This is a genomic window from Sphingomonas eleionomae, assembly GCF_049889035.1.
GTDB lineage: Bacteria > Pseudomonadota > Alphaproteobacteria > Sphingomonadales > Sphingomonadaceae > Sphingomonas.
The window spans coordinates 1-19,316 of the sequence record NZ_JBLTWP010000001.1 but is presented as its reverse complement, the minus strand read 5'-3'; the positions used below and the strand labels follow the sequence as shown (position 1 = coordinate 19,316).

Genomic DNA, 19,316 nt, shown 5'->3' with positions numbered 1-19,316 from the left:
ACCCAAATCCGGCTGGCCGGCATGCGTGATAGCGACATCAGGTGGCAGACGCAGCTATCTCCGATCGCCTCGACCGATGGCAGCACGCCGGGCAAGCTCGGGCCTGCCGAACTCGTTGGCAGACCTCAGGGATTGCGAAGACCAAGCCGGTCGTCGTCATCAACGAGCGTGATGCCTCCTTCCCAGTCCCACAGGACGAGATTGAGCGCATCTGCGGGTGCGCCGCGGGCATAGCTTGGCACGACAATGCCGACATAGCCTTGCGCAATCGCGGCCTCGGCCAAATCCTGCGTCGGAACAGGCTTTCCGGAGAGCATCCGGTCTCGCCAGGATGGATCGGCAAGCGCGGCTGGTGCCATGTCGAACGGTTGGAGCGCGGCTGTGTCGCGGCCATCTAGCAAGGGCCCGATGTCCGCCCGATAGGCCACCAGGGTGGTCGGCTGCAGCGTGCCGACCTGATTGGCCTCGCGCAGCGCAGTCTCTGGCGCAAGTGACGTGTAAAGCGCGGGGCGCCCGATGCGATTGAAGCGTCCGCCAAACCGGGCTGCGCCCTCGCCCGACAGCGGTTCGCGGGACCAGACCGGATTGTGGGCGCGGTAGAGCAGCCCGGTGAAGTGCATCAGCTTAGGCGTGAATGCCGGCGTCGACAGCGTCGATATAGGTCAGCACGTCATCGACCCGGTTGTTCTGCACGAGCTCCATGGCGGTCTGTCCCGAAAAGCCCGGCAGCGGTTCTGAGCGGTACCAGGCATAGGCCAGCAACGCTGACCCGAAGCGCGGTTCGACCTTGTTGAGCACCTCGATCATCTGGCGAAGGCGGCGCTGGGTGCGTGTCGACGCAATGCGGTCCTTGCGCTGGATCGCATCCTTGCCGAGGCCCAGCGAGCGTGCGAGTTCGTCGCTGGTGGTGCGAAGGGCATCGACAATCTTGCGCGGAGCAAACGCGCCGTTGTCAGCATAGTTCTGGATCGCCACTGCAAAGCTCCATGAATTATGACGCAATATAGCGTCATTATGTGCGGCATTCAACGGACCGCATGGCTGGCATGGATGGTGCTCCCAGAACGACAACTTGCAGTTCGATCGCAGCGACCGTGCCCTCTCCCGTCACCAGCATGGACTGGGCCGCCTTCATCCGGCCTTACGAATGCTCAAGCCATGCTTCCGACGTGACCTGCGCGAGCGGGCAGGCGTGCTCGAGCCACAACCCACAGCGCCCCGCCTGCTCGATGGCAGCAAGATCGATCAGGCCATGCCCGGCCGCCCCGTCGCCCTGCAACGGCGCCAGATTGCTCCCCTGAGATGCTGCACGATCTGGGCGCCGATGCGATATCCGTCGTGGCTGGCACGGCAGATCCGCTCCATACCCGACACTTCCGTCATTCGACCGCGTTCAGCTGCGCGGCACAAAGCCGTTTTGCGTGAGGGTCATCAGCGACAGGTCAATGCCACTAGCCTTTGCCCCTTCGCGGGCGGCCGCGGCAAGCTGGTCGAGCATCTTGGGATCATTCTTCCATTGCTCAAAGGCCGAACCCAGCATGGTGGCTTGCAGCAAAAGCGCCTCGGCATATTCTTGCCGCTCGGCATCGCTGGTTGCAGCGAACCCCGGCATTGCTGCGAACGCGGCATAGACCTGCTTCTTGACTGCCGAGACAGTCTCGGCATCGGGTTCGACATTGCGCTTTTCCGAGGCGCCCCAGACATTGACCCACCACACCGCATAAGCATCGGCGACATTGTGCGGATCGAAGCCATAAGCACGCACGCCTGCGGCGATATCACCCATCAGTGTCGGCTGCGCAGCGAGCATCTGCTCAAGTTCGGCGCGGGCGGCTCTGCTCGGTGCGCGCGCCAGAAAGCTGCGCATATTCTGCGCGGTGCGGGCCGGGTTGTAGCGATAACGGAAATCGACGGCCGCAGCTTGTGCAACGTTGCGCCTGCCCTTGGCTGTCAGCCCATTGGTGGAGCGTGAAGCTGCTTCTTCGTCGGACTTGTCTGCCGATGCTGCCTTGTCTTGCAACACAGTGCTCATGACGTCCGTTCCCGTTGTCGTCGAGAGAACCTGCGGACTGATCCAAGGCATCGACTGCGCGACTGAAGCCGAACCGCCAAAGACGACAAACAATGCCGAACAAAGGGCCGCGCAGAATTGCGTGATCGCTCTATTCATCGACAGGAATCTGCTGGCCATCGTGATCACCTTTCTGATGCGAGCTCGTTTCACGCCCTTGCTGTTTCATCGTTACCGTCACTTGACGCACGGCACCTGACCAACATCTCATTGTTGCGCTAATCGATGCAACAGCCGAGCCCTTCAAGCTGCCCTTCAAGAGGCTCGCCTAGACTGATCAGGCATACCGATTACCCCGTCTCTGGCGACGACACAGGCTGGGTTGAGGCGCGTGACGTGCTCCCCTGATTGTTACCAGTCAGAGGTAGGGTCTCGCTCCTTGATGATGGTTGTTTGGTGGGATGCCAACATGTCGGGGGGCATGCCCCCAGACACATCGGCTGGCGATCTCTGCGGGGGTCTTCCCGCCCAGTTTCGAGTGCGGCCTGACCGTTTTGTAGTCGCGGCGCCAAGCGGCCAGCACGGACCGGGCATGGGCGACGGCGTCCTGCTTGGCGCCGAGCGTTACCATTTTTTGATCCCGGATCCTTCAGCACGGCATTGTCCAGACTGATAGAACGTCGCCCAGCTGATCCCGTGACAGCGGCAGAGTTCCGCCGTCGCCATCCTGGCTTCCTGTTCCTTTTAGATCGCAATGATCTGCTCTTCGGTGAACCTCCTTCGCTTCATATCGTCCGGCTCCCGGGGTCAGACGCTACCAAAAAGCGGTCACGTTTCAGGGAAGCACGTCCACCCTCAAAGTCTTTGATACCGTGCCCAATTTTCAGCAGGATTCGACGTTTGGATTGATCGATTGTTATGGCTGGGCGGGCGATAGCTGGATGGTCCTGTTTTCGCGTCCCAAGAATTTCACGCCGGTCTGCACGACCGAACTGGGTTCCGTCGCGCGGCTGAAACCGGAATTCGCTGAAGGCGGGGTCAAGGTGATCGGCCTGTCGGTCGATCCGGTCGACAGCCTGCAACTGACGGATCGGCACAAGGTGGCCACCCCGGCCGACTGGCGACAGGGGAATGACGTGATCATCCTGCCGTCCATCGGCAATGATGCGGCCAAGGCGCTGTTCCCGGAGGGATGGCTGACCAAAAAGCCCTATCTGCGTCAGGTGCTCTAGCCGGAGCAGGCAGACCTCCGAGCCGTCCGGCTGCGGTTGTCACAGCCCCTCCCCGCCCACCCAATGCCCATTGGCGAGGCGGCGGGCGATGGTCCATGCCTGAACCCGGATATCGGGCACGGCGACAATTTCCCAATGCGCGCCGCGCGTCATCGGGCCGATGGCGAGCAGCCAGTCATTGGCCCGACCCTGAGCGTCCAGCGTCCGCGCCCCCTGATCGACATCGACGCCCAGGTGCAGCGGATCGGGCCGGATCCATCCGGCCTGCAACAACTGGCGCAGCAGCGGTTCGGTGCAGCGGGAAAGGTCGCCCGCGGGGCCCGTGCAATTGACCGCCCGCCTGAAACGCGCCTCATGCACCTGCGCATCGCCGCGCGGTCGCCAGCACACGACCAGCCGCCCCGCCTCCGCCCGGGCGCTGCGGCTATAGCCGGACCTGACGATCAATCGCCCTTCGGCCTGCATCGCGGCGATCCGTTCCGCCACCTGCGGGGCCAGGCGGTGGCGATGCACATCCCACCATGGCCGCAGATGGCGGATGAAGCGGCGGCGCGTGGCAATATCCGCCCCGGCCCAGATCGCCTGGGTAAAGGGTCGCAACTCGTCCACGGCGTTGCGCCAGCCGATCGCCGCCGAACGGGTCCGCACTGCCCGGACCAGCGGGGATCCAAGCGGCACCGGCTTGTCACGGATGCGATCGAACGGCGTGGCGGGCGCATGAGCGTGCGGCAACAGCCCGCGCCGCGACAGGGCAACGATCCGCCCGCGAAAGCCGCTCGCATCGAGTAGCAGCGCCATGTCGATCATGGTCAGCCCGGTGCCCAGCAACAGCACATCGTCGCTGTCCGACAGGCCGTCTGCCACCCCGTCGGCCCAGGGATTGGCGGCATACAGATCGGCGGGCAGGACGCGGGCATCGAACCCCGGCGGATCATGCGGCGGTAGGTTGCCGACCGCCAGGATCACCTTGCACACCCGTTCCACGCTGCCGTCCGCCAGCCGCACCAGCGCGCCATCCCGTTCGCGCTCCACCGCCACAACCTCGCCCATGCGGCGCTCGATACGGTCGCCGGCACTGGCTGCGGTCCCGTGCAGCAGGTCGGCCAGGTATCGTCCGTACAGGCGACGGGGCGCGAACTGTGCGGCAGGATCGGCAATCCCCTGATCCGCCAGCCAGCGGATGAAATGATCCGGCTCGTCCGGCAGCGCGCTCATGTTCGACGCACGCACGTTCAGCACGTGACCGGGCGCCGCCGCGCCATAGGCTAGCCCCTGCCCGATGCTGTCGGCCCGTTCGATCAACAGCGCCCGCGGCCCATCGTGCCGGGCGAGGTTGATGGCAGCCAGGGTGCCGGAAAACCCGCCCCCAATGATTGCAACCCGGTTGGTCATGTCCATTCGATGTCACCGCATGGGCATGTGCGCAAGGATGCCTGTCCGCCGCGCCAGGGATTAGGGCCATCCGTGCAGCACGCCGGAAAAGTTGAAGAATTACGGGAATAAGGGCGCATCGGCCGGTAACCAAATCGCATCTGCGTCGTTCAAGTACTACGGGCCGGACAGGCTGGCCCACGTCCGCGAACCATTGCCGGGAAACAGGATACCCGTGGCCGATGCGCCATTCCGGGTACGGCCATTCTCGCGCCCTGGGCTCCTGCGAACGAACAGATACAGGGAGAGGGCACGTGGCCAGCAAATCGAAATCCGGCAACCCGCAATCCGGCGGCGAAACCCATCAGAGCGCAGAGGCACTGGACACGCCCGTATTGACCACCAATCACGGCGTTCCGGTATCCGACAATCAGAATTCGCTCAAAAGCGGCTCGCGCGGCCCCACCCTGCTGGAAGATTTCGTACTGCGCGAAAAAATCTTCCACTTCGATCACGAACGGATTCCCGAACGGATCGTCCATGCCCGCGGATCGGGCGCCCATGGGGTGTTCGAGGCGACGGCCGATATCTCCGACCTGTCCAGAGCCGCAGTCTTCACCAAGGGCGAACAGACCGAAGTGTTTGTCCGCTTCTCGACCGTCGCGGGTGGTGCCGGCTCTGTCGACACGCCGCGCGACGTGCGCGGATTTGCGGTGAAATTTTATACCCGCGAGGGGAACTGGGATCTGGTAGGCAACAACATCCCGGTGTTCTTCATCCAGGACGCACTCAAGTTTCCCGACCTGGCCCACGCCGTAAAAATGGAGGCGGATCGCGGTTACCCGCAGGCGGGCAGTGCGCATGACACCTTCTGGGACTGGGCATCGCTGATGCCGGAAACCACGCACATGCTGTTATGGGCGATGTCCGATCGGACGCTGCCGCGATCGTTCCGCATGATGGAAGGGTTCGGCGTCCATACCTTCAAATTGGTCAATGCCGAGGGCAAGGCAAGTTTCGTCAAGTTTCACTGGAAGCCGCGGCTGGGCCTGCAATCGACCGTGTGGGACGAGGCGCTGAAGCTGCAGGCCGCGGACAATGATTATCAGCGCCGCGACCTGTTTGAAGCGATCGACGCCGGCGATTTCCCGCAATGGGATCTGGGCATCCAGGTATTCGATCAGGCGTTTGCCGATGCACAGCCCTATGATGTGCTGGATTCAACCAAGCTGATCCCGGAAGAGGATGTGCCCGTCCGGATCATCGGCACGCTGACGCTCAATCGAAACGTCGACAATTTCTTTGCGGAGACGGAACAGGTGGCGTTCCTGCCGTCGAACATCCCGCCCGGCATCGATTTTTCGAACGACCCGCTGCTGCAAGGGCGGCTGTTCTCCTATCTCGACACGCAAAATTCCCGGCTCGGCACGACGAATTTTCATCAGATCCCGGTCAACGCGCCTCGCTGTCCGTTCGGCAATTTCCAGCGGGACGGCAAGATGCAGACCGCCGTGCCCAAGGGCCGCGCCAATTACGAACCGAACAGCCTCGCCGCCCATGGCGAGGATGGCGGCCCGCGCGAGAGCATGGATCGCGGCTTCGTGACCGTCGACGCGGCGACCGGCCCGGACGAAAGCGGCGAAAAGCAGCGCGTGCGGTCGGACAGCTTTGCCGATCACTACAGTCAGGCAAGGCTGTTCTATCGGTCGCAGACCGAAAACGAACAGGCGCACATCGCATCGTCGTTCGTGTTCGAACTGTCCAAGGTCGGGCTGCTGGACGAAGTGCCCGGCCGCATGGTCGCCAATCTGCGCAATGTCGACGAGACGCTGGCGCAGCGGGTCGCCGATGGTCTTGGCATCGCACTGCCGGACAAGGCAGAGCCAGCCAGACCGCCGTTCGACATGCCGCCATCGGACGCGCTTTCCATTCAGAAGAACATGAAGGACACGCTGGAAGGGCGCGCGGTCGGCATCCTGATCGCGGACGGAACCGATGCCGACGCACTCGGCGCGCTGGTCGAGGCGATCAAGAAGGCGAAGGGCAAGCCCGTCCTCGTCGCGCCAAAGATTCAGGGGGCCAGGCTGTCCGACGGATCGCAGGCAAAGGCAGACGGTCAGCTGGCCGGAACACCCAGCCAGTTGTTCGACGCGGTTGCGGTGATCCTGTCCGAAGAAGGCTGTGCGGCGCTGATGACCGAAAGCGCGGCGACCGAATATGTGATGAACGCCTATGGCCATCTGAAGGCGATCGGCGCCAGTGATGCGGCCAAGCCGCTGCTGGACAAGGCCGGCGTTGCCCCGGACGACGGCGTCACCGGCCTGGGTTCGGACTTCGTTAAGGCGGCAGCCAAGCGGTTCTATGCCCGCGAACCATCGGTGCGCACTTTGGCTTGATCAAAGGAAACCGGCGCCGCTTCCGGTGTTGAACGAGGCCCGTGCATCCGCTGCGATGCACGGGCCGTCGTTCCTTGGATGGGCGACCGGCACAGGGGTTCCGGTGTCCGGCAGAACAGGAGCAAAAGGCACGCTGGCCGGACCAACAGCGCGGTCCGGCCAGCCCGCCCTTACAGCTTGAAGCGCAGACCCAGGCGATAGCTGCGCCCAAGGAGGTCATAGACCGGCGAGCTGCCGAACCCCACCCCCGGCACGGGCGGCGGATCACGGTCGAACAGATTTTCGACCACGGCAAACAGCGTGGTCGTCTGACCCGCGACCTTCACATCGACACTTTGCGACAATTCCCAATACCATATGGCCGGGATGCGATTGTCCGCCTCTGACAGCCCATTGCGCTGAGTTGCCCCCAGATTGCTGACGACGCCGGGGCCCAGGTAGCGCGCGATCACCGTGGTCCGGCTGGGGCCGACGGCATAGGTCGCCGAGCCAAGACCGCGCCATTTCAGGCTGCCCGGCGTGCCAAGATCAGGCGGTGTGGTGTCCCCCGGCAGCCGGGTCTGGTCCTTCAACCGCTGAGAGGCGAGCAGCCGCAGGCTGAATGTGCCCGGCAGGCTGTCCGAAATCGCGCTGAGGCTGGTGCGATAGCCCAGTTCGTAATCAATCCCCTCCACCTCGACATTCTGGGCATTGATCCCGCCGGTCAGCAGCGTTGCACCGGTAAGGCCGGTGCTGCCGGACACCGGGATGATGGACTGGCACGCCGACGGGCTGGCCGGACGGTTGAAGCCATAGCACAGATCCAGCAGCAACTGCCCGCCAACGCCAAAGATCGCGTCCTTGATCCCGATCTTGTACCAGTCGACCGTCACGCTGAGGCCCTGCGCCCAGCCGGGTTGATAGACGCCGCCGGCCGTCCAGGTATCGGCGATTTCCGGGGTCAGCAGCGGGTTGCCACCCTGCAGCGTGATGAACTGCACCTGCGGGCTGTTGGGCAGGCTGCGGTCCAGGAACTGATTAACGAACTGGCTTTGCGGGGCGAACAGATCGTTCAGGTTGGGCGCGCGAATGTCGCGCGAACGGGTGGCCCGCAACCGCAGGTCGCCAAGGCTGTACGTGCCCCCGACCTTCCACGTCGTAACGGTGCCGCTGGTCGAATAATCGGTGCGCCGGACCGCGCCGTTCAGCTCGAAATCGCCGACCGCCGAATCCTTCAGCAGTGGGACCAGCGCCTCGCCGAAAAATTCCGACACATTGTACCCTGCGCCGCCCGGCTGGAAATTGCCGACATTCCATCGACGCGCGATCGATGTGGGGTCGGACACCGCGACAAAGCTTTCCTCGCGATATTCGAACCCGGCCGCAAACGACACCGGACCGGCCCAGGTGGAAAACGGGCTGTACTGAGCATCGATCGCATAGACGTCGAGCGCAATGTCCAGATCCTGTCGCGTGCGCAGCCCGTCGCTTTCCCCAGTGACCCACGCGATCGACGCGGCCCCCAGCGATCCTTCGCCGAACACGTTCATCGGGATGCAGCCATTGGTCGGATTGGCCAGCGTCGAACGGCAGACAGGCGCGCCGACGGCGATCCCCGCAATCCCGCCCACCGCCGGATTGCCCGTCACATCGACCGCCTGGTTGAACCGGTCGATGATGACATTGTTGTCGCGGGTATAGGTCACCTGGCTGCGGCCGCGCTGATAATAGGCACGCCATTTGCCGCTGTCGGCAAAACTGCCCTCCAGGGCCAGCAGGATGCGGCTCTGGCGACGGCTGTATCCGGCGAGGCCGATTTCCTCATCCGGCCGGTTGACCATGTCGTAGAACAGCCGGTTCATGCGGAAACTGGTGATCCCGGCAGTATCCATCGCCTGACGCACGGTCACCGGAATGAACGGATTGTCGCGCTGGATCAGCAGCGCGCCCGTCGCACCCGTCCCCTGGCGGTTGTAGATCGCCGACCAGTTGACCGTGTCATTGCCGGCATAGGTGGCCTCAACAATCGCGGAAACATTGTCGGTGATCTCGTAGCTCAACCGGCCATAGACGCTCCAATATTCAAGGTCGGGCAACAGCGCGCCCCGGATATTCTGCCCCTGAACGGTGCCGCCGCCCTGGATCGAACCCTGGGTCAGCGACGGCGGGCCAAAAACGAACTGGCCGATGCCGCCGCCGGGCTGGAAGTTGATGCCGGCCAGCGGGCCGCCGACAATCACGCCGCCGGGGGTGCTGGTAAAACCGATATCCGTGCGCACGATCCGGCCCGGTTCACCATTGGTGGCCGTCCAGTTCGGGTTTTGCAGGATGCCCAGGCCCGGCTGAAACCAGTCCCGCGGGGAATCGGACATCTGGATGCTATCGCTCTTGGCATAATTGCCGCTCAGCAAAAGGCTGCCCCGCCCCTGGTTGAACGATGTTCCATAGGCCAGATCGCCGCTGATCACGCGGCCATCGTTGCGATCGGTCTGGCCATAGTTGATCTGGCCTTTCAAGCCGGTGAACTGGGTGTCGAGGATGAAATTGACGACACCCGCCACTGCATCGGAACCATAGGCGGCCGATGCGCCGCCGGTGACCACATCCACCCGCTTGACCAGATTCTGGGGCAACAGATTGATATCGACCGCCGGCTGCAGGCCGGAACCGACGACGCGGCGGCCGTCGAGCAGCACGAGGGTGCGATTGATGCCAAGGCCGCGTGCGTTGATCTGATTGGCACCGCCATTGGCGTTGACGAACAGGGTGGTGGCACGCGGCGACTGACCCTGTCCGATCGCCGGCAACTGATTGACGTAATCGGCGATATTGATGGGATTGCGCTGCGCAATTTCCTCCGATGTCACCACCGTCGTTGGCACGGGGGCGTCATTGCCGTTGCGCACGATGCGCGATCCCGTCACGACGATTTCCTCAGCGGCCGCTTTTTCCTGTTCGGCCTTGCTAACGGCCTGTTCCTGCGCGTCCGCGTCGACGGCGGCCTGCCCGTCGGAAACGGCCGCAGGATCAGCGGGTTTGGGGTCCCGATGCTCGGCAGCGGCGGGTGCTGCGGCCAATGCGGCGGCGAGTGCCGCCAGCGAACATAGTGCGAATGTCTTCGACCGATTTCTATTGACCATGCAATGCCCCCTTTGTCCGGCGGAATGCCGGAGCCATTTTTCCCTCCCGGGGTGAGGAGGCGGCCCCGTCACACCAATGTCAATTGATAGAAACGCATCCGTCATGATCGTTTCGCGCAATCGTCCGCCGATCCGATCGCAACAGCCGCCATGTCGGGCCGGGCCAGCGCCGGAACCCGCGACAATCGATCAAGCATTTGGTCAGCGCGCGGCGGCGAACCGCGCATATTCGCATCAGGCAGCGACGGGCAGCGCGTTCCGTCTGGTCTGGGCAACCGCGCATACCAACAGGAGCGCACTGAGGGCCAATGCAAGCTGTCCGGCCGGCGAAGACCAGCTTATGTCCAGCGGATAGGCATCCCCAGCCTGGACCGACGCGCGATCGTCCAGCATCTGGCGCGCTTCGGTCAGCTTTTCGCGGGCACGGCGCAATTTGGCGGCCGGATAATCGCGACCGGCTGGCTGTTCGGATGGAATAAAACTCGCCAGAACAGGGATCGGCGTCGCGGTCGATGGCTCGGCATCGCTCCGTACCGAGGGCCCCGGCCCTTGCGGGGCGATGCCTTTGGCGAATTGCTTTTTCCTGCGAACCGCATCCGGGACCAGCGGCTCAACGGCGACAGCCGCGACGTGCCGCGACGCTGGCAGCGTGTTGCCGCGTCGTGGGTCGTCATGCTCGTCTGTTGTAGGGGAGGCGAGCACCGGTTCCGCCATGACCGGTGATCCGGCCCGGCTGACCGCGACCGTGCGCGCGTCCCTGGCCCGCTGCAGCCGTTTTGCCAGATCAGCCAGCGTCGCATCGGACGGCGCAGTCTGCTCGTCGCTCAGCTGGTCAATCCGGCGTTCGATCAGCGCAATCCGCTCGTCATGCGCCTGCACTACCGCCGCGTTGAACATGTCGTGATCGTTGACCGCCACGCCCTTATCAGCGGGCGCGATGGCAGCCGCATCGTCCAGCCCAGCCACCGCGGGACGCGGCGCAGGCAGGGTATCCTCGAGATGAAATGCATCGATCGAACGATCAGCCAATGGGCGCTGCGGCAGCTCCCGATTGAACGCCGGAATGTCCACGATCAGATAGGCGGGTGGCGGCGCAGCTTCGAGGGTGCGGCCATCGCTGTCCGTGCCATGTGAGGCGGGATTGGCGTCGACGGCGGCGGCAGAACCAAGCGGCGCTGCAACGCTGATCGCAAAGGCAGCCGAGATCATTACGCCCATGACCATTTGTCCCAAAGTGGGACGCTCCGGTCAAGGGCAACGGCGTGGATCCCGATTGCAATCTTCAGCGATCAGCACGTCCCGGAACGGGTCCGCTGCGGATCATCGGGGCGCGGTTCAGGCCGGTTTGACAAGCTGCGCGGCCGTGCCGGCAGGCTTGGCCACAGGGGCGCCCGACAGCCGCTTTTCATAGGCGTCGGCCATTTTCCGATGCGCCAGGGCAACGCAATTATCCTCGCAGGCAGCAGCGCGTTCGCGCTCCTCCTTCGCCCGTTTGAGGAAATAGTTCTTGTCATCGGACCGCATATGATCGTCTCCGGGCGCCCGATTGCGTCTTCGAAACAAATTTAGACCTGGATCAACTGGCAAACAATTGATGCAAATCAATACCCATGATCCGTTGATCGCGGATACATACCGCCTTGCCGTACTAGCCGTCGATTGATCGCACCCATCCCCATGTAAGCAAGCGCTAATCTTTTAGATAAGATTTTGACCATCAGTATTCTGTTCATCATATTTCTGCGATCCGCACACCATTCCTCGCATTAAATCGGTGTATCCATTATTCCGGTTGATTGATGCGACCGATATCCGGCGATGATGATGTTGTCCGGTCAGGCAAATGCCCGGTCCACCTTGCTGGCGCTCACTTCTTCGGCGGTGGGATGGCGCAACACCCTGATCGCGTCCCCATTGCGGGTGATCAGACCCAGCGCCTGAAAGGCGTCGAGCCACCCTTCCATGGGCCATCGCTGCCAGCGATCGTGGAACCTGCGGGCATTGGCGACGATATCGGTGAAATGCTGCAGCGGGGGATCATGGGCCGCGTGATGCTGATGAAACGCCCCTGCCCCTCCGATCAACTGATGCGGGACACCTGCATCGCGCAGGCGAAAGGCGAAATCGGTGTCTTCGGCGCCATAGCCGGTAAAGGCGGGATCAAAACCGCCAACCGCGGCAAAGCGTTTGGCAGAAACCCCGAAGGCAAGTGACCAGAACAGCGCATGGTCCGCGGCAACGGATTGGCCCGCACCGGGAAAGAGCCGTGCAGGATGTCGAATGGCGTGGGCGAGCAACTGACGTTCCGACCAGTCATCGGCGACCGCACCGGGCGGAAGATAGCGGACCTCTGCACTCAACAGAGCATCGTTGGTCCCCTGCGCCGCTGCAATCGCTGCGACAAGTCCGGCAGCCGGGATGCAATCCACGTCAAGAAACAGGAGGATCGGCGACCTTGCCGTGCTGGCGGCAAGGTTTCGCGCCTCGGCAAGCGGCAGGCCCGGCCGATCCAGCAGCACGGTCGTGACCGGAAAGGACTGCGGCGGGATCACGACTGGCGGATCGCTGGCCATGTCCACGACGATCAGTTCGGCCGGCAGGCACGTGCTGCGCGCCAGCCCCTCGACCAGCCGCTTCAGATGCGCCGCCCGGTTCTTGACCAAGGTCAGGACGCTGACGGTGCTCATCCGGCGCGCCACAGGTCGATCCGGTATCGATCGGCGCGATGGTGAACGCCGACCGTCAATTCGCGCGCGATTGCGGACCATAGCTTTTGAACGGCGTTATCGGCGGTCTGCGGATAATCGGTCTGGCCGGTGTAATGGACCAGCAGGATATCCCCGCCCCGATCCAGCGCGCGAGCGATGAAGCCGCCTGCGGCCTCAAGGTCCGCATCGCTCCAGTAATAGGCGACCTCCGACAACAGGATCAGGTCAAAGCGCGCGTCCGGCTGATCCTCCGGAAACTGCATCCGGCCAATGCTGACCGTCGGGACGAGCGCCAGTCGGCGACGTGCGTTCGCCACTGCGGCGCCGCTGATATCGATCGCCAGCAGACGGTCGCACCACGGCGCCAGCCGTTCGGTCAACGCGCCGTTGGCACACCCGATCTCAAGCGCCGACCGATACCGTCGCCCGTTCAGCGCGGAGATCGTCGCGTCGAACTTCGCGCGTTCATAATCGCTGGAATCGAGGCCCCAGGGATCGGGGTCGCCTTGAAAGATGCCTTCGAAATAATCGGGACCAAGGCTGTGGCGGGTCATCGGCCGCGCTCGTACAGAATGTCGCGGGATGGCGACCAGCCCGCCTGCAACGGCACGCGAAAGCCGGGGCCATAGGCGGCGGAACGCTGGCTGCGATGCGCCGCAAGCGCGGATCGGCGGATACCGGGGGCAAGCGGCCGGGTGCGCCAGAGGCGACCAGCGACGCCGCCGCCATCGGACCAGACGCCATATTCGACGATACGGATCGCCGATCGCGTTGCCGTGCCAACGGCATGGGCCAAAGCGGCGGCGGCGACATGGTCGCAATGTGGGTCACGCGGCGATGTGACTGCGATCATGCCGATCCCCAGCCGCCGGCAATAGGCGGAAAGGCGGCGGACCGCGCACCGGTACCCCTTTGAATCAGGAGCGAGGGGCGCTGCATCCGGCCAGTTGAGCGTTGCCGGCAATCGCGCCGCCGGATCGCCAAGCCGGCGCAGCGCAACCCGCGCCTCGCGCTGCCGCGCCCGGACCAGCCGCGCACGCGCCGCCGGGTCAGCCGCGGGATGCGACGCCCCGCCATCGGTCAGATAGACGGTCCCGCCATACCATCGCTCGGTCACCGCCTGACGGATCAGCGCGCCTGCCCCCAGCGTCTCGTCATCGGGATGCGGCGCAAGGACGAGCAACCGCCTGCACCGTCCGGCGGGCGGCGTCAGCAGGCGTGCTGCGCGCATCACCACCACGGATCCTCGCCCCATGCGTCGTGATCGAGCCAGGCGGCTGCGGCACGATCCCGCGCATAATCCGGCCCGGCCTGCCGGAGGTACAGGCTCAAGTCGCGGATGATCTTGTCGGCGCGGTTGCCGTCCATGGCGCTGCGCGTGCCCAGCAGGCGGCTGGCAATCTCCATCCCGTCGAGCGCCGCCCGCTCAACCACGCCGCGCGTCATCAGGGCAAAGGGGACGGCGTCGTCATCTTCCTGGGCAGCACGCAGCATCGCTTCGCGGACCCACAGATACGCGGTGCGCGCGGCAACGACGGCATTGGCGAATGTCGCGCGCGCGACTGCACTGTCGATTGCGGCTTCGGAAAGCTCGGCCTTCAGTGTCTGGACCAGCGCCTCGATGCCGCCCAGCTGAACGGCGCAGAACCGCCAGGCACCAGCGGTAAATCGCGGTTCCAGGTCATAATCGCCCGGTTGTCCAAGTATCGCCCCAGCCCCGGGCACGATATCGTCAAGGGCATAGCTGCCGCTCATCGTCGCGCGCATCCCCCGGACGCGCCACCGGCTGTTGTCCGTGCGGGCGGCGTCATCGGCGCGCACCGTGACCAGACGGCGGGATGCCTCCGCACACTGCGCGGTGACGATGGCATAGGTATTGCCCCCTGCGCCGCTGGCGAAATGCTTTGAACCGGCAAGTGTCGGCGCCTGCGGATCGCCGATCAGGCGGACACCGGGGCTTTGCTCGCTTGCCCAGACGCCGAACACACAGCCTTCCGACAATCGTTGCCCCAGCCATGTGCGCTGCTCTGCATCGCCGAACCAGTCGTACAGCAGCACGGCGTTGACATGCCCTTCATACAGGCGGCCGATGCTGAGGTCGGCCCGGCCGATCCGGCGCAGGATCTCGAACATCGCGCGGTGACGCGGCCCCTCTCCCGCCCATGGGTGTCCACCCGATTCAGCAGGAGCAAAGGCGGTCAGCAGACCCGACCGGTGAAGCATCGCCATGCTGTCGGCCGGATAGGCCGGCGCGGCATCATATCGCATGCCCAGATCGGCCAGCGCAGGCAGCATCGCATCGGTGCGGGCGATCAGCCCGGCCAACGGATCGCATGGCTTTAACTGGTGGGGCATGGGCAAGGTCATGCCGCGCAGCGATCGGCCAGGGTTTCGATCCATGCCGCTGCCTTGGCCGCCCCCCTGGGATCGTGGAGATCGGCGGGGCGGCGGGCAGCTTGCACCACCGCCTCCTCGACAAGGGCGCTCCACCGCTCCGGCGGCGGCCAGGCGTTCAGGACCAGCGCGGCATCCAGGCTGCGGAGCGCCGATGCCTTGGCGTCCTGTTCGCCATAGGGCCGTGGTTCGGGAATGCAGATGAACGGCGATGCGGCGGCGAACACCTGTCCGACCAGTCCGTCGCCCGCCGCGCCGACGATACAGCGCGCGCTGGCGATCACGTCCGCCACCTGATCGGTCCAGCCAAGCAGCCTCAGGTTTGGGGGACAGGCCGGCCGATCGGTCAGGTCCCCTGCGACACTAATCTCCAGATCGGGGTTGGCGCGGGCGATGGCGACAAAACGGCTGCCGTCCACGACACCACCCCCGCGACCCAGGACGAACAACAGCCCCTTTCGATCCGGCGGGGTGACAGGAGCGTCCTGACCCAGCCCGGAAAAATAATGCGTCTTGGCCACCACCCAGTCCGGCACGCCCGGATGATCAAGACGGCGATCAAATGGAGCCAGCAGCGCGGCGGCTCCGCGAAACGCGTCCAGATGCGCTGGATCGCTGCGATCGCCGTTCAACCGGACATAGAGTGTCGGGACCGAACAGAGCCGGGCAAGCATCGCGACTTCGACCGAAACATCAACCACGATCATCGCGGGGCGGGCATCGCGGATCCATTCGGCGATTGCGGCAACGCGCCCGCGGATGCCGCAATGATCGGTGGGCGCGTAATGCAGCGCGTCGGGCCGGGTGTCGGCAGCATCCTGTCCGTCAAAGGCTGAACCACCAGGCAAGCGGTCGTCGGGCAGGTCGATCGTGTCGAACCCACCAATGGACGCCAGCCCCGTCCCGATCAGCGTCACCGGACGCTGCATTGCCGCCGCGATTGCCCGGGCACGACTGGAATGTCCGGCCCCGTGATGATGGACATAATAACCGATGGGTCGCGTCATGCCGCAACCGGTGCCAAAAGCAGGTCCTGCGGCATAGGCGGCAGAGCGGCTTCCAGTGCGGGAATGGCCGACGCCTGGCCATTGTCGCGCTGTGCGCGCCGCCACCGTACGCGATCGCGCCAATGGTCGAGCGCCGGTGCGGCAAGGCCCGCTTCGGTGCCAAGCATCTGCATCGCCGCTGCCATCCCCGCCTCTGCACGGCCCACGGATCGCGGCGACACCCGTGTCCATACCGTCGGCGGATGGCCAAGGCGCGCGCCAAGGCTGAGCGCGCGTGCAACCAGTGCGCGATCTTCGCCCGTGCGGACCTGCGGCACGCCGCCGCAACGTCGATACCAGTCGATCGTCATCGCCAGGCTGGCACCGCTGTGATCGCCATGACGCGGCGGCATATCCCAGGCGACGGGATCGATTGCATCCTCGATCGCGCGCACATCGGCCCAATAGGCATCCCAGTGCCGCCGACGCTCAATCAGAAGCGGCAGCATGGGTTCGCGATCGTCAATCACCAACCGGCCGCCGACCAGATCAAGCCCGCCATGGATAGCCGCGCAATTGGCGGCAACCCAGCCGGGCGGCGGCCTGGAATCGGCATCGGTGGAAATCAGGATCGCATTGGGATGATCGTTCAACAGCATTGCACCGGCATCCATGGCCAGCGCCCGCGCGGCGCCAGCATTCGGCTTCGGGTCGTCGATGCGGACATCGATTGCCCGGATCGTCAACCGGTCGGCATGGCGGCGGGCCAGCCACTCCAGCAGCGCCGCCGATCCGTCATCGCAATTGTTGAGCGCGATGCTGACGAAAAACGGCTCCTGCCCCGTCTGATCGGCCAGCGCCTCGATCAGGGTCGGCAGCCGCTGCGCCTCGTTCCGGGCGGGGACGCAGACACAGACCGGGCGGATCATGCCCATGCCCTACTGGCCGGTTCCCGCTGATGCGCGGGGGCATGGTTCGCCAGTTGCGCGGATTGCGCCGCCGCGTGGATCCGGTCGCGATACAGCGCCTCGTAAGCCGCCGTCATCACGGCGGCGTCGCAAAAGCGTTCGGCGCGCATCCGGCAGGCCGCGCGATCCAGCGTCACCGCCTGCATCGCCGCCCCGGCAAGGGCATCCGGGTCGTCCGGCGGTGCCAGCACCCCCGTCTGGCCCGTGATAATTTCCGAAATCGCACCCCGGTCGAATGCAGCGATGGGTACACCGCAGGCCAGTGCCTCGGCAACGACAAGGCCATAGGGCTCGTCCCATCGCGGCGTCACCAACGCCGCGCGCGCCCCGCCGATCAACCCCGCCAGCCGATCATGGCTCAAATGCCCTTCATACACCGCACGATCCCCAAGCAGCGGGGCAACCTCTGCATCGAAATAGGCCAGATCCGAGATCGGGCCACAGATGCGAAGCGGATACGGTGTGGCGCGTGCCGCCTGGATCGCCAGATGGGCCCCCTTTTCGGGAACGATCCGGCCGTACCAGATCAGATAGGGGTCCGGGTCTGCGTCAGGGGCAAAGCGGAAACTGTTCAAATCGATGCCATTGTGGATGACGCGGTCGACCGCGACGACATCGCCCCACATCTGTGCAACAGCGTTGGATACGCCAACAAAACTGAGGTTTTCGGTGCGCGACGATCGGATTCCGCTTTCCAGCCAGCAAAAAGGAGGCGTGTGCAGGACGCTGACCATCGGCATCGGCAGCGTGTCCGCCATCGCGACCGGCAGATAGTGGAGCGCATTGTTGTGGACGACGTCGAAATCGCGTCCGCGCAACATCGTCATCAGCTGAAGATAGGCGTGATGTTCCCGGAAAAAGGCGATGTCATTGGCCTCTGCCGTGCCGACGCCGTCAATCGCGGTGCGGCGGCAGATGGGCTCGACATTCAGCCGATGATCGGAGCCGTCGGCCGCGAACAGGGTCACCGCATGACCATTTGCCCGAAGCTGGCGCACCAGCAGATTGGTATGCATTTCCAGCCCGCCGGCGAACGGTTCGGCGATCGGATATTTCAGATGGGCGATGACGGCGATCTTCATCGGCGCAGCGGACGGCAAGCTGGCCCCGGATAGGTGGTAGGGGACGAACATCCGCGTCCTTTCTGCAGAAGGGTCGGGCGCTGCACGGCGCAGGGACGACCGGAGTGATTCAATCCCGCGCAGACGCGAAAGTTGCGCTACCGAACCGGAACTTGATTATTATCAATCCGATTATGGCCCATCGTCGCCCGTCGGTCGTTATCCGGTTCGATGCACTGACCGGAGCGATGCATGGTATTCGAGCGATTTCTGACCAATCGACGCGAGTTCGAGCTGACGGCCGAAGAAATGCGTCTGCTTGACGGGGCGGTCAGCACGCGGCGCATCGTCGATGCCCGCACGACCCTGATCAAGGCCGGGGAGCGCGTGACGACCAGCACCATGCTGGTCCGCGGGTTCATGTCCCGTTACATCGACGATCCGGCCGGGCTGCGGCAACTGGTTGCGGTTCATGTCTCCGGCGAGTTTGTCGACCTTCATGCCTATCCGATGCGGGAACTGGACCACAGCGTCGGCACGCTGACCCAGTGCGAGGTCGCGATCATCCCGCATGATGCGCTGAAACGGGTGCTGGACGGGCACGAATCCCTGTCGCGCAAATTATGGTTTTCCACGCTGCTCGATGCTGCGCTGCATCGGGCATGGCTGTTCCGGGTTGGCCGGCTCGACGCCCTTGGCCGGGTCGCCCATCTGTTCTGCGAGATGAACGCCCGGCTGGAAAGCGCCGGGTTGAGCGACGGCAACACATTCGAACTGCCGCTGACCCAGGCGGACATCGCCGAAATCTGCGGATTGACCGCAGTGCACGTCAACCGCGTGCTGCGCCAGTTGCGAGAGGGCGGGCTATGCCAGTTCAGATCGGGCAGCGTCACGCTGATCAACCCAGCGGCGCTTGCACGGCGGGGCCATTTCGATCCGCACTATCTGTATCTCAAGACGATGCCGACGGCCCGCTGGCCCGATTGATCGGGGTATAAGGGGATACCGCCACGTCGACATGGCACCATGAGCATGGACGATCCGTTACCAAAGGCTCGGATATGGCTTAG

18 protein-coding genes and 1 pseudogene are annotated in these 19,316 nt (G+C 64.3%); 3 read left to right on the top strand and 16 right to left on the bottom strand.

What is annotated here, in order from left to right; translation table 11 throughout:
- Positions 1–125 precede the first annotated feature (125 nt).
- From ACNI3Q_RS00095 to ACNI3Q_RS00075, 5 genes and pseudogenes are all read right to left on the bottom strand, one after another.
- Entirely contained in the window at positions 126–620 is a 495-nt protein-coding gene (locus ACNI3Q_RS00095) for an RES family NAD+ phosphorylase (protein WP_426273090.1), read from the bottom strand.
- 4 nt (positions 621–624) lie between these two features.
- Complete coding sequence (locus ACNI3Q_RS00090; RefSeq protein ID WP_426273089.1) at positions 625–975, bottom strand: antitoxin Xre/MbcA/ParS toxin-binding domain-containing protein; 351 nt, start codon at positions 973–975, stop codon at positions 625–627.
- Between the two features lie 418 nt (positions 976–1,393).
- Entirely contained in the window at positions 1,394–2,191 is a 798-nt protein-coding gene (locus ACNI3Q_RS00085) for a DUF6683 family protein (RefSeq protein WP_426273087.1), read from the bottom strand.
- A gap of 238 nt (positions 2,192–2,429) precedes the next feature.
- Positions 2,430–2,642 carry an integrase core domain-containing protein gene (locus ACNI3Q_RS00080; RefSeq protein WP_426273085.1) on the bottom strand — a complete coding sequence of 71 codons (213 nt, stop codon included), beginning with the start codon at positions 2,640–2,642 and terminating at the stop codon, positions 2,430–2,432.
- 38 nt (positions 2,643–2,680) lie between these two features.
- Positions 2,681–2,800, bottom strand: a pseudogene (locus tag ACNI3Q_RS00075) (transposase); the annotation flags it as partial.
- Between the two features lie 83 nt (positions 2,801–2,883).
- Between ACNI3Q_RS00075 and ACNI3Q_RS00070 the strand changes: the two are divergent.
- Complete coding sequence (locus ACNI3Q_RS00070; protein WP_426273083.1) at positions 2,884–3,243, top strand: redoxin domain-containing protein; 360 nt, start codon at positions 2,884–2,886, stop codon at positions 3,241–3,243.
- 39 nt (positions 3,244–3,282) lie between these two features.
- Here ACNI3Q_RS00070 and ACNI3Q_RS00065 read toward each other — a convergent pair whose 3' ends face one another.
- The gene (locus tag ACNI3Q_RS00065; RefSeq protein ID WP_426273080.1) at positions 3,283–4,635 is read right to left on the bottom strand and encodes an FAD/NAD(P)-binding protein; all 1,353 of its coding nucleotides are present in this window, start codon (positions 4,633–4,635) and stop codon (positions 3,283–3,285) included.
- A gap of 221 nt (positions 4,636–4,856) precedes the next feature.
- On the opposite strand from ACNI3Q_RS00065, the gene ACNI3Q_RS00060 reads away from it, so the two are divergent.
- Positions 4,857–7,010, top strand: coding sequence for a catalase (locus ACNI3Q_RS00060; RefSeq protein ID WP_426273078.1), 2,154 nt, complete (start codon positions 4,857–4,859; stop codon positions 7,008–7,010).
- 170 nt (positions 7,011–7,180) lie between these two features.
- Here the strand turns inward: ACNI3Q_RS00060 and ACNI3Q_RS00055 are convergent, their stop codons facing one another.
- From ACNI3Q_RS00055 to ACNI3Q_RS00010, 10 genes are all read right to left on the bottom strand, one after another.
- Positions 7,181–10,129: a TonB-dependent receptor plug domain-containing protein gene (locus ACNI3Q_RS00055; RefSeq protein ID WP_426273076.1), complete on the bottom strand. Its 2,949-nt coding sequence runs from the start codon at positions 10,127–10,129 to the stop codon at positions 7,181–7,183.
- 234 nt (positions 10,130–10,363) lie between these two features.
- Positions 10,364–11,347 (bottom strand): hypothetical protein, encoded by a 984-nt coding sequence (locus tag ACNI3Q_RS00050; protein WP_426273074.1) that lies wholly within the window; start codon positions 11,345–11,347, stop codon positions 10,364–10,366.
- Between the two features lie 117 nt (positions 11,348–11,464).
- A complete protein-coding gene (locus ACNI3Q_RS00045) occupies positions 11,465–11,653 on the bottom strand; it encodes a hypothetical protein (RefSeq protein ID WP_426273072.1) in 189 nt (62 codons plus the stop codon).
- A 311-nt stretch (positions 11,654–11,964) separates the two neighbouring features.
- A complete protein-coding gene (locus ACNI3Q_RS00040; protein ID WP_426273070.1) occupies positions 11,965–12,816 on the bottom strand; it encodes a glycosyltransferase family 2 protein in 852 nt (283 codons plus the stop codon).
- Positions 12,813–13,391, bottom strand: coding sequence for an SAM-dependent methyltransferase (locus ACNI3Q_RS00035; RefSeq protein WP_426273068.1), 579 nt, complete (start codon positions 13,389–13,391; stop codon positions 12,813–12,815). The genes ACNI3Q_RS00040 and ACNI3Q_RS00035 overlap by 4 nt, the downstream gene beginning before the upstream one ends.
- Positions 13,388–14,068, bottom strand: a complete 681-nt coding sequence (locus ACNI3Q_RS00030) for a PIG-L deacetylase family protein (RefSeq protein WP_426273066.1) — start codon at positions 14,066–14,068, stop codon at positions 13,388–13,390. Before ACNI3Q_RS00030 ends, ACNI3Q_RS00035 begins: the two co-directional genes overlap by 4 nt.
- The gene (locus ACNI3Q_RS00025) at positions 14,068–15,237 is read right to left on the bottom strand and encodes an acyl-CoA dehydrogenase (protein WP_426273064.1); all 1,170 of its coding nucleotides are present in this window, start codon (positions 15,235–15,237) and stop codon (positions 14,068–14,070) included. Before ACNI3Q_RS00025 ends, ACNI3Q_RS00030 begins: the two co-directional genes overlap by 1 nt.
- Positions 15,201–16,238, bottom strand: a complete 1,038-nt coding sequence (locus tag ACNI3Q_RS00020; RefSeq protein ID WP_426273063.1) for a glycosyltransferase — start codon at positions 16,236–16,238, stop codon at positions 15,201–15,203. Before ACNI3Q_RS00020 ends, ACNI3Q_RS00025 begins: the two co-directional genes overlap by 37 nt.
- On the bottom strand, positions 16,235–17,146 hold the full coding sequence (locus ACNI3Q_RS00015; protein ID WP_426273061.1) for a glycosyltransferase family 2 protein: 912 nt from the start codon (positions 17,144–17,146) through the stop codon (positions 16,235–16,237). Before ACNI3Q_RS00015 ends, ACNI3Q_RS00020 begins: the two co-directional genes overlap by 4 nt.
- A complete protein-coding gene (locus ACNI3Q_RS00010) occupies positions 17,143–18,318 on the bottom strand; it encodes a glycosyltransferase family 4 protein (RefSeq protein ID WP_426273058.1) in 1,176 nt (391 codons plus the stop codon). Before ACNI3Q_RS00010 ends, ACNI3Q_RS00015 begins: the two co-directional genes overlap by 4 nt.
- A 180-nt stretch (positions 18,319–18,498) precedes the next feature.
- Between ACNI3Q_RS00010 and ACNI3Q_RS00005 the strand changes: the two genes are divergently transcribed.
- Positions 18,499–19,233, top strand: a complete 735-nt coding sequence (locus ACNI3Q_RS00005) for a Crp/Fnr family transcriptional regulator (RefSeq protein ID WP_426273056.1) — start codon at positions 18,499–18,501, stop codon at positions 19,231–19,233.
- Positions 19,234–19,316 lie beyond the last annotated feature (83 nt).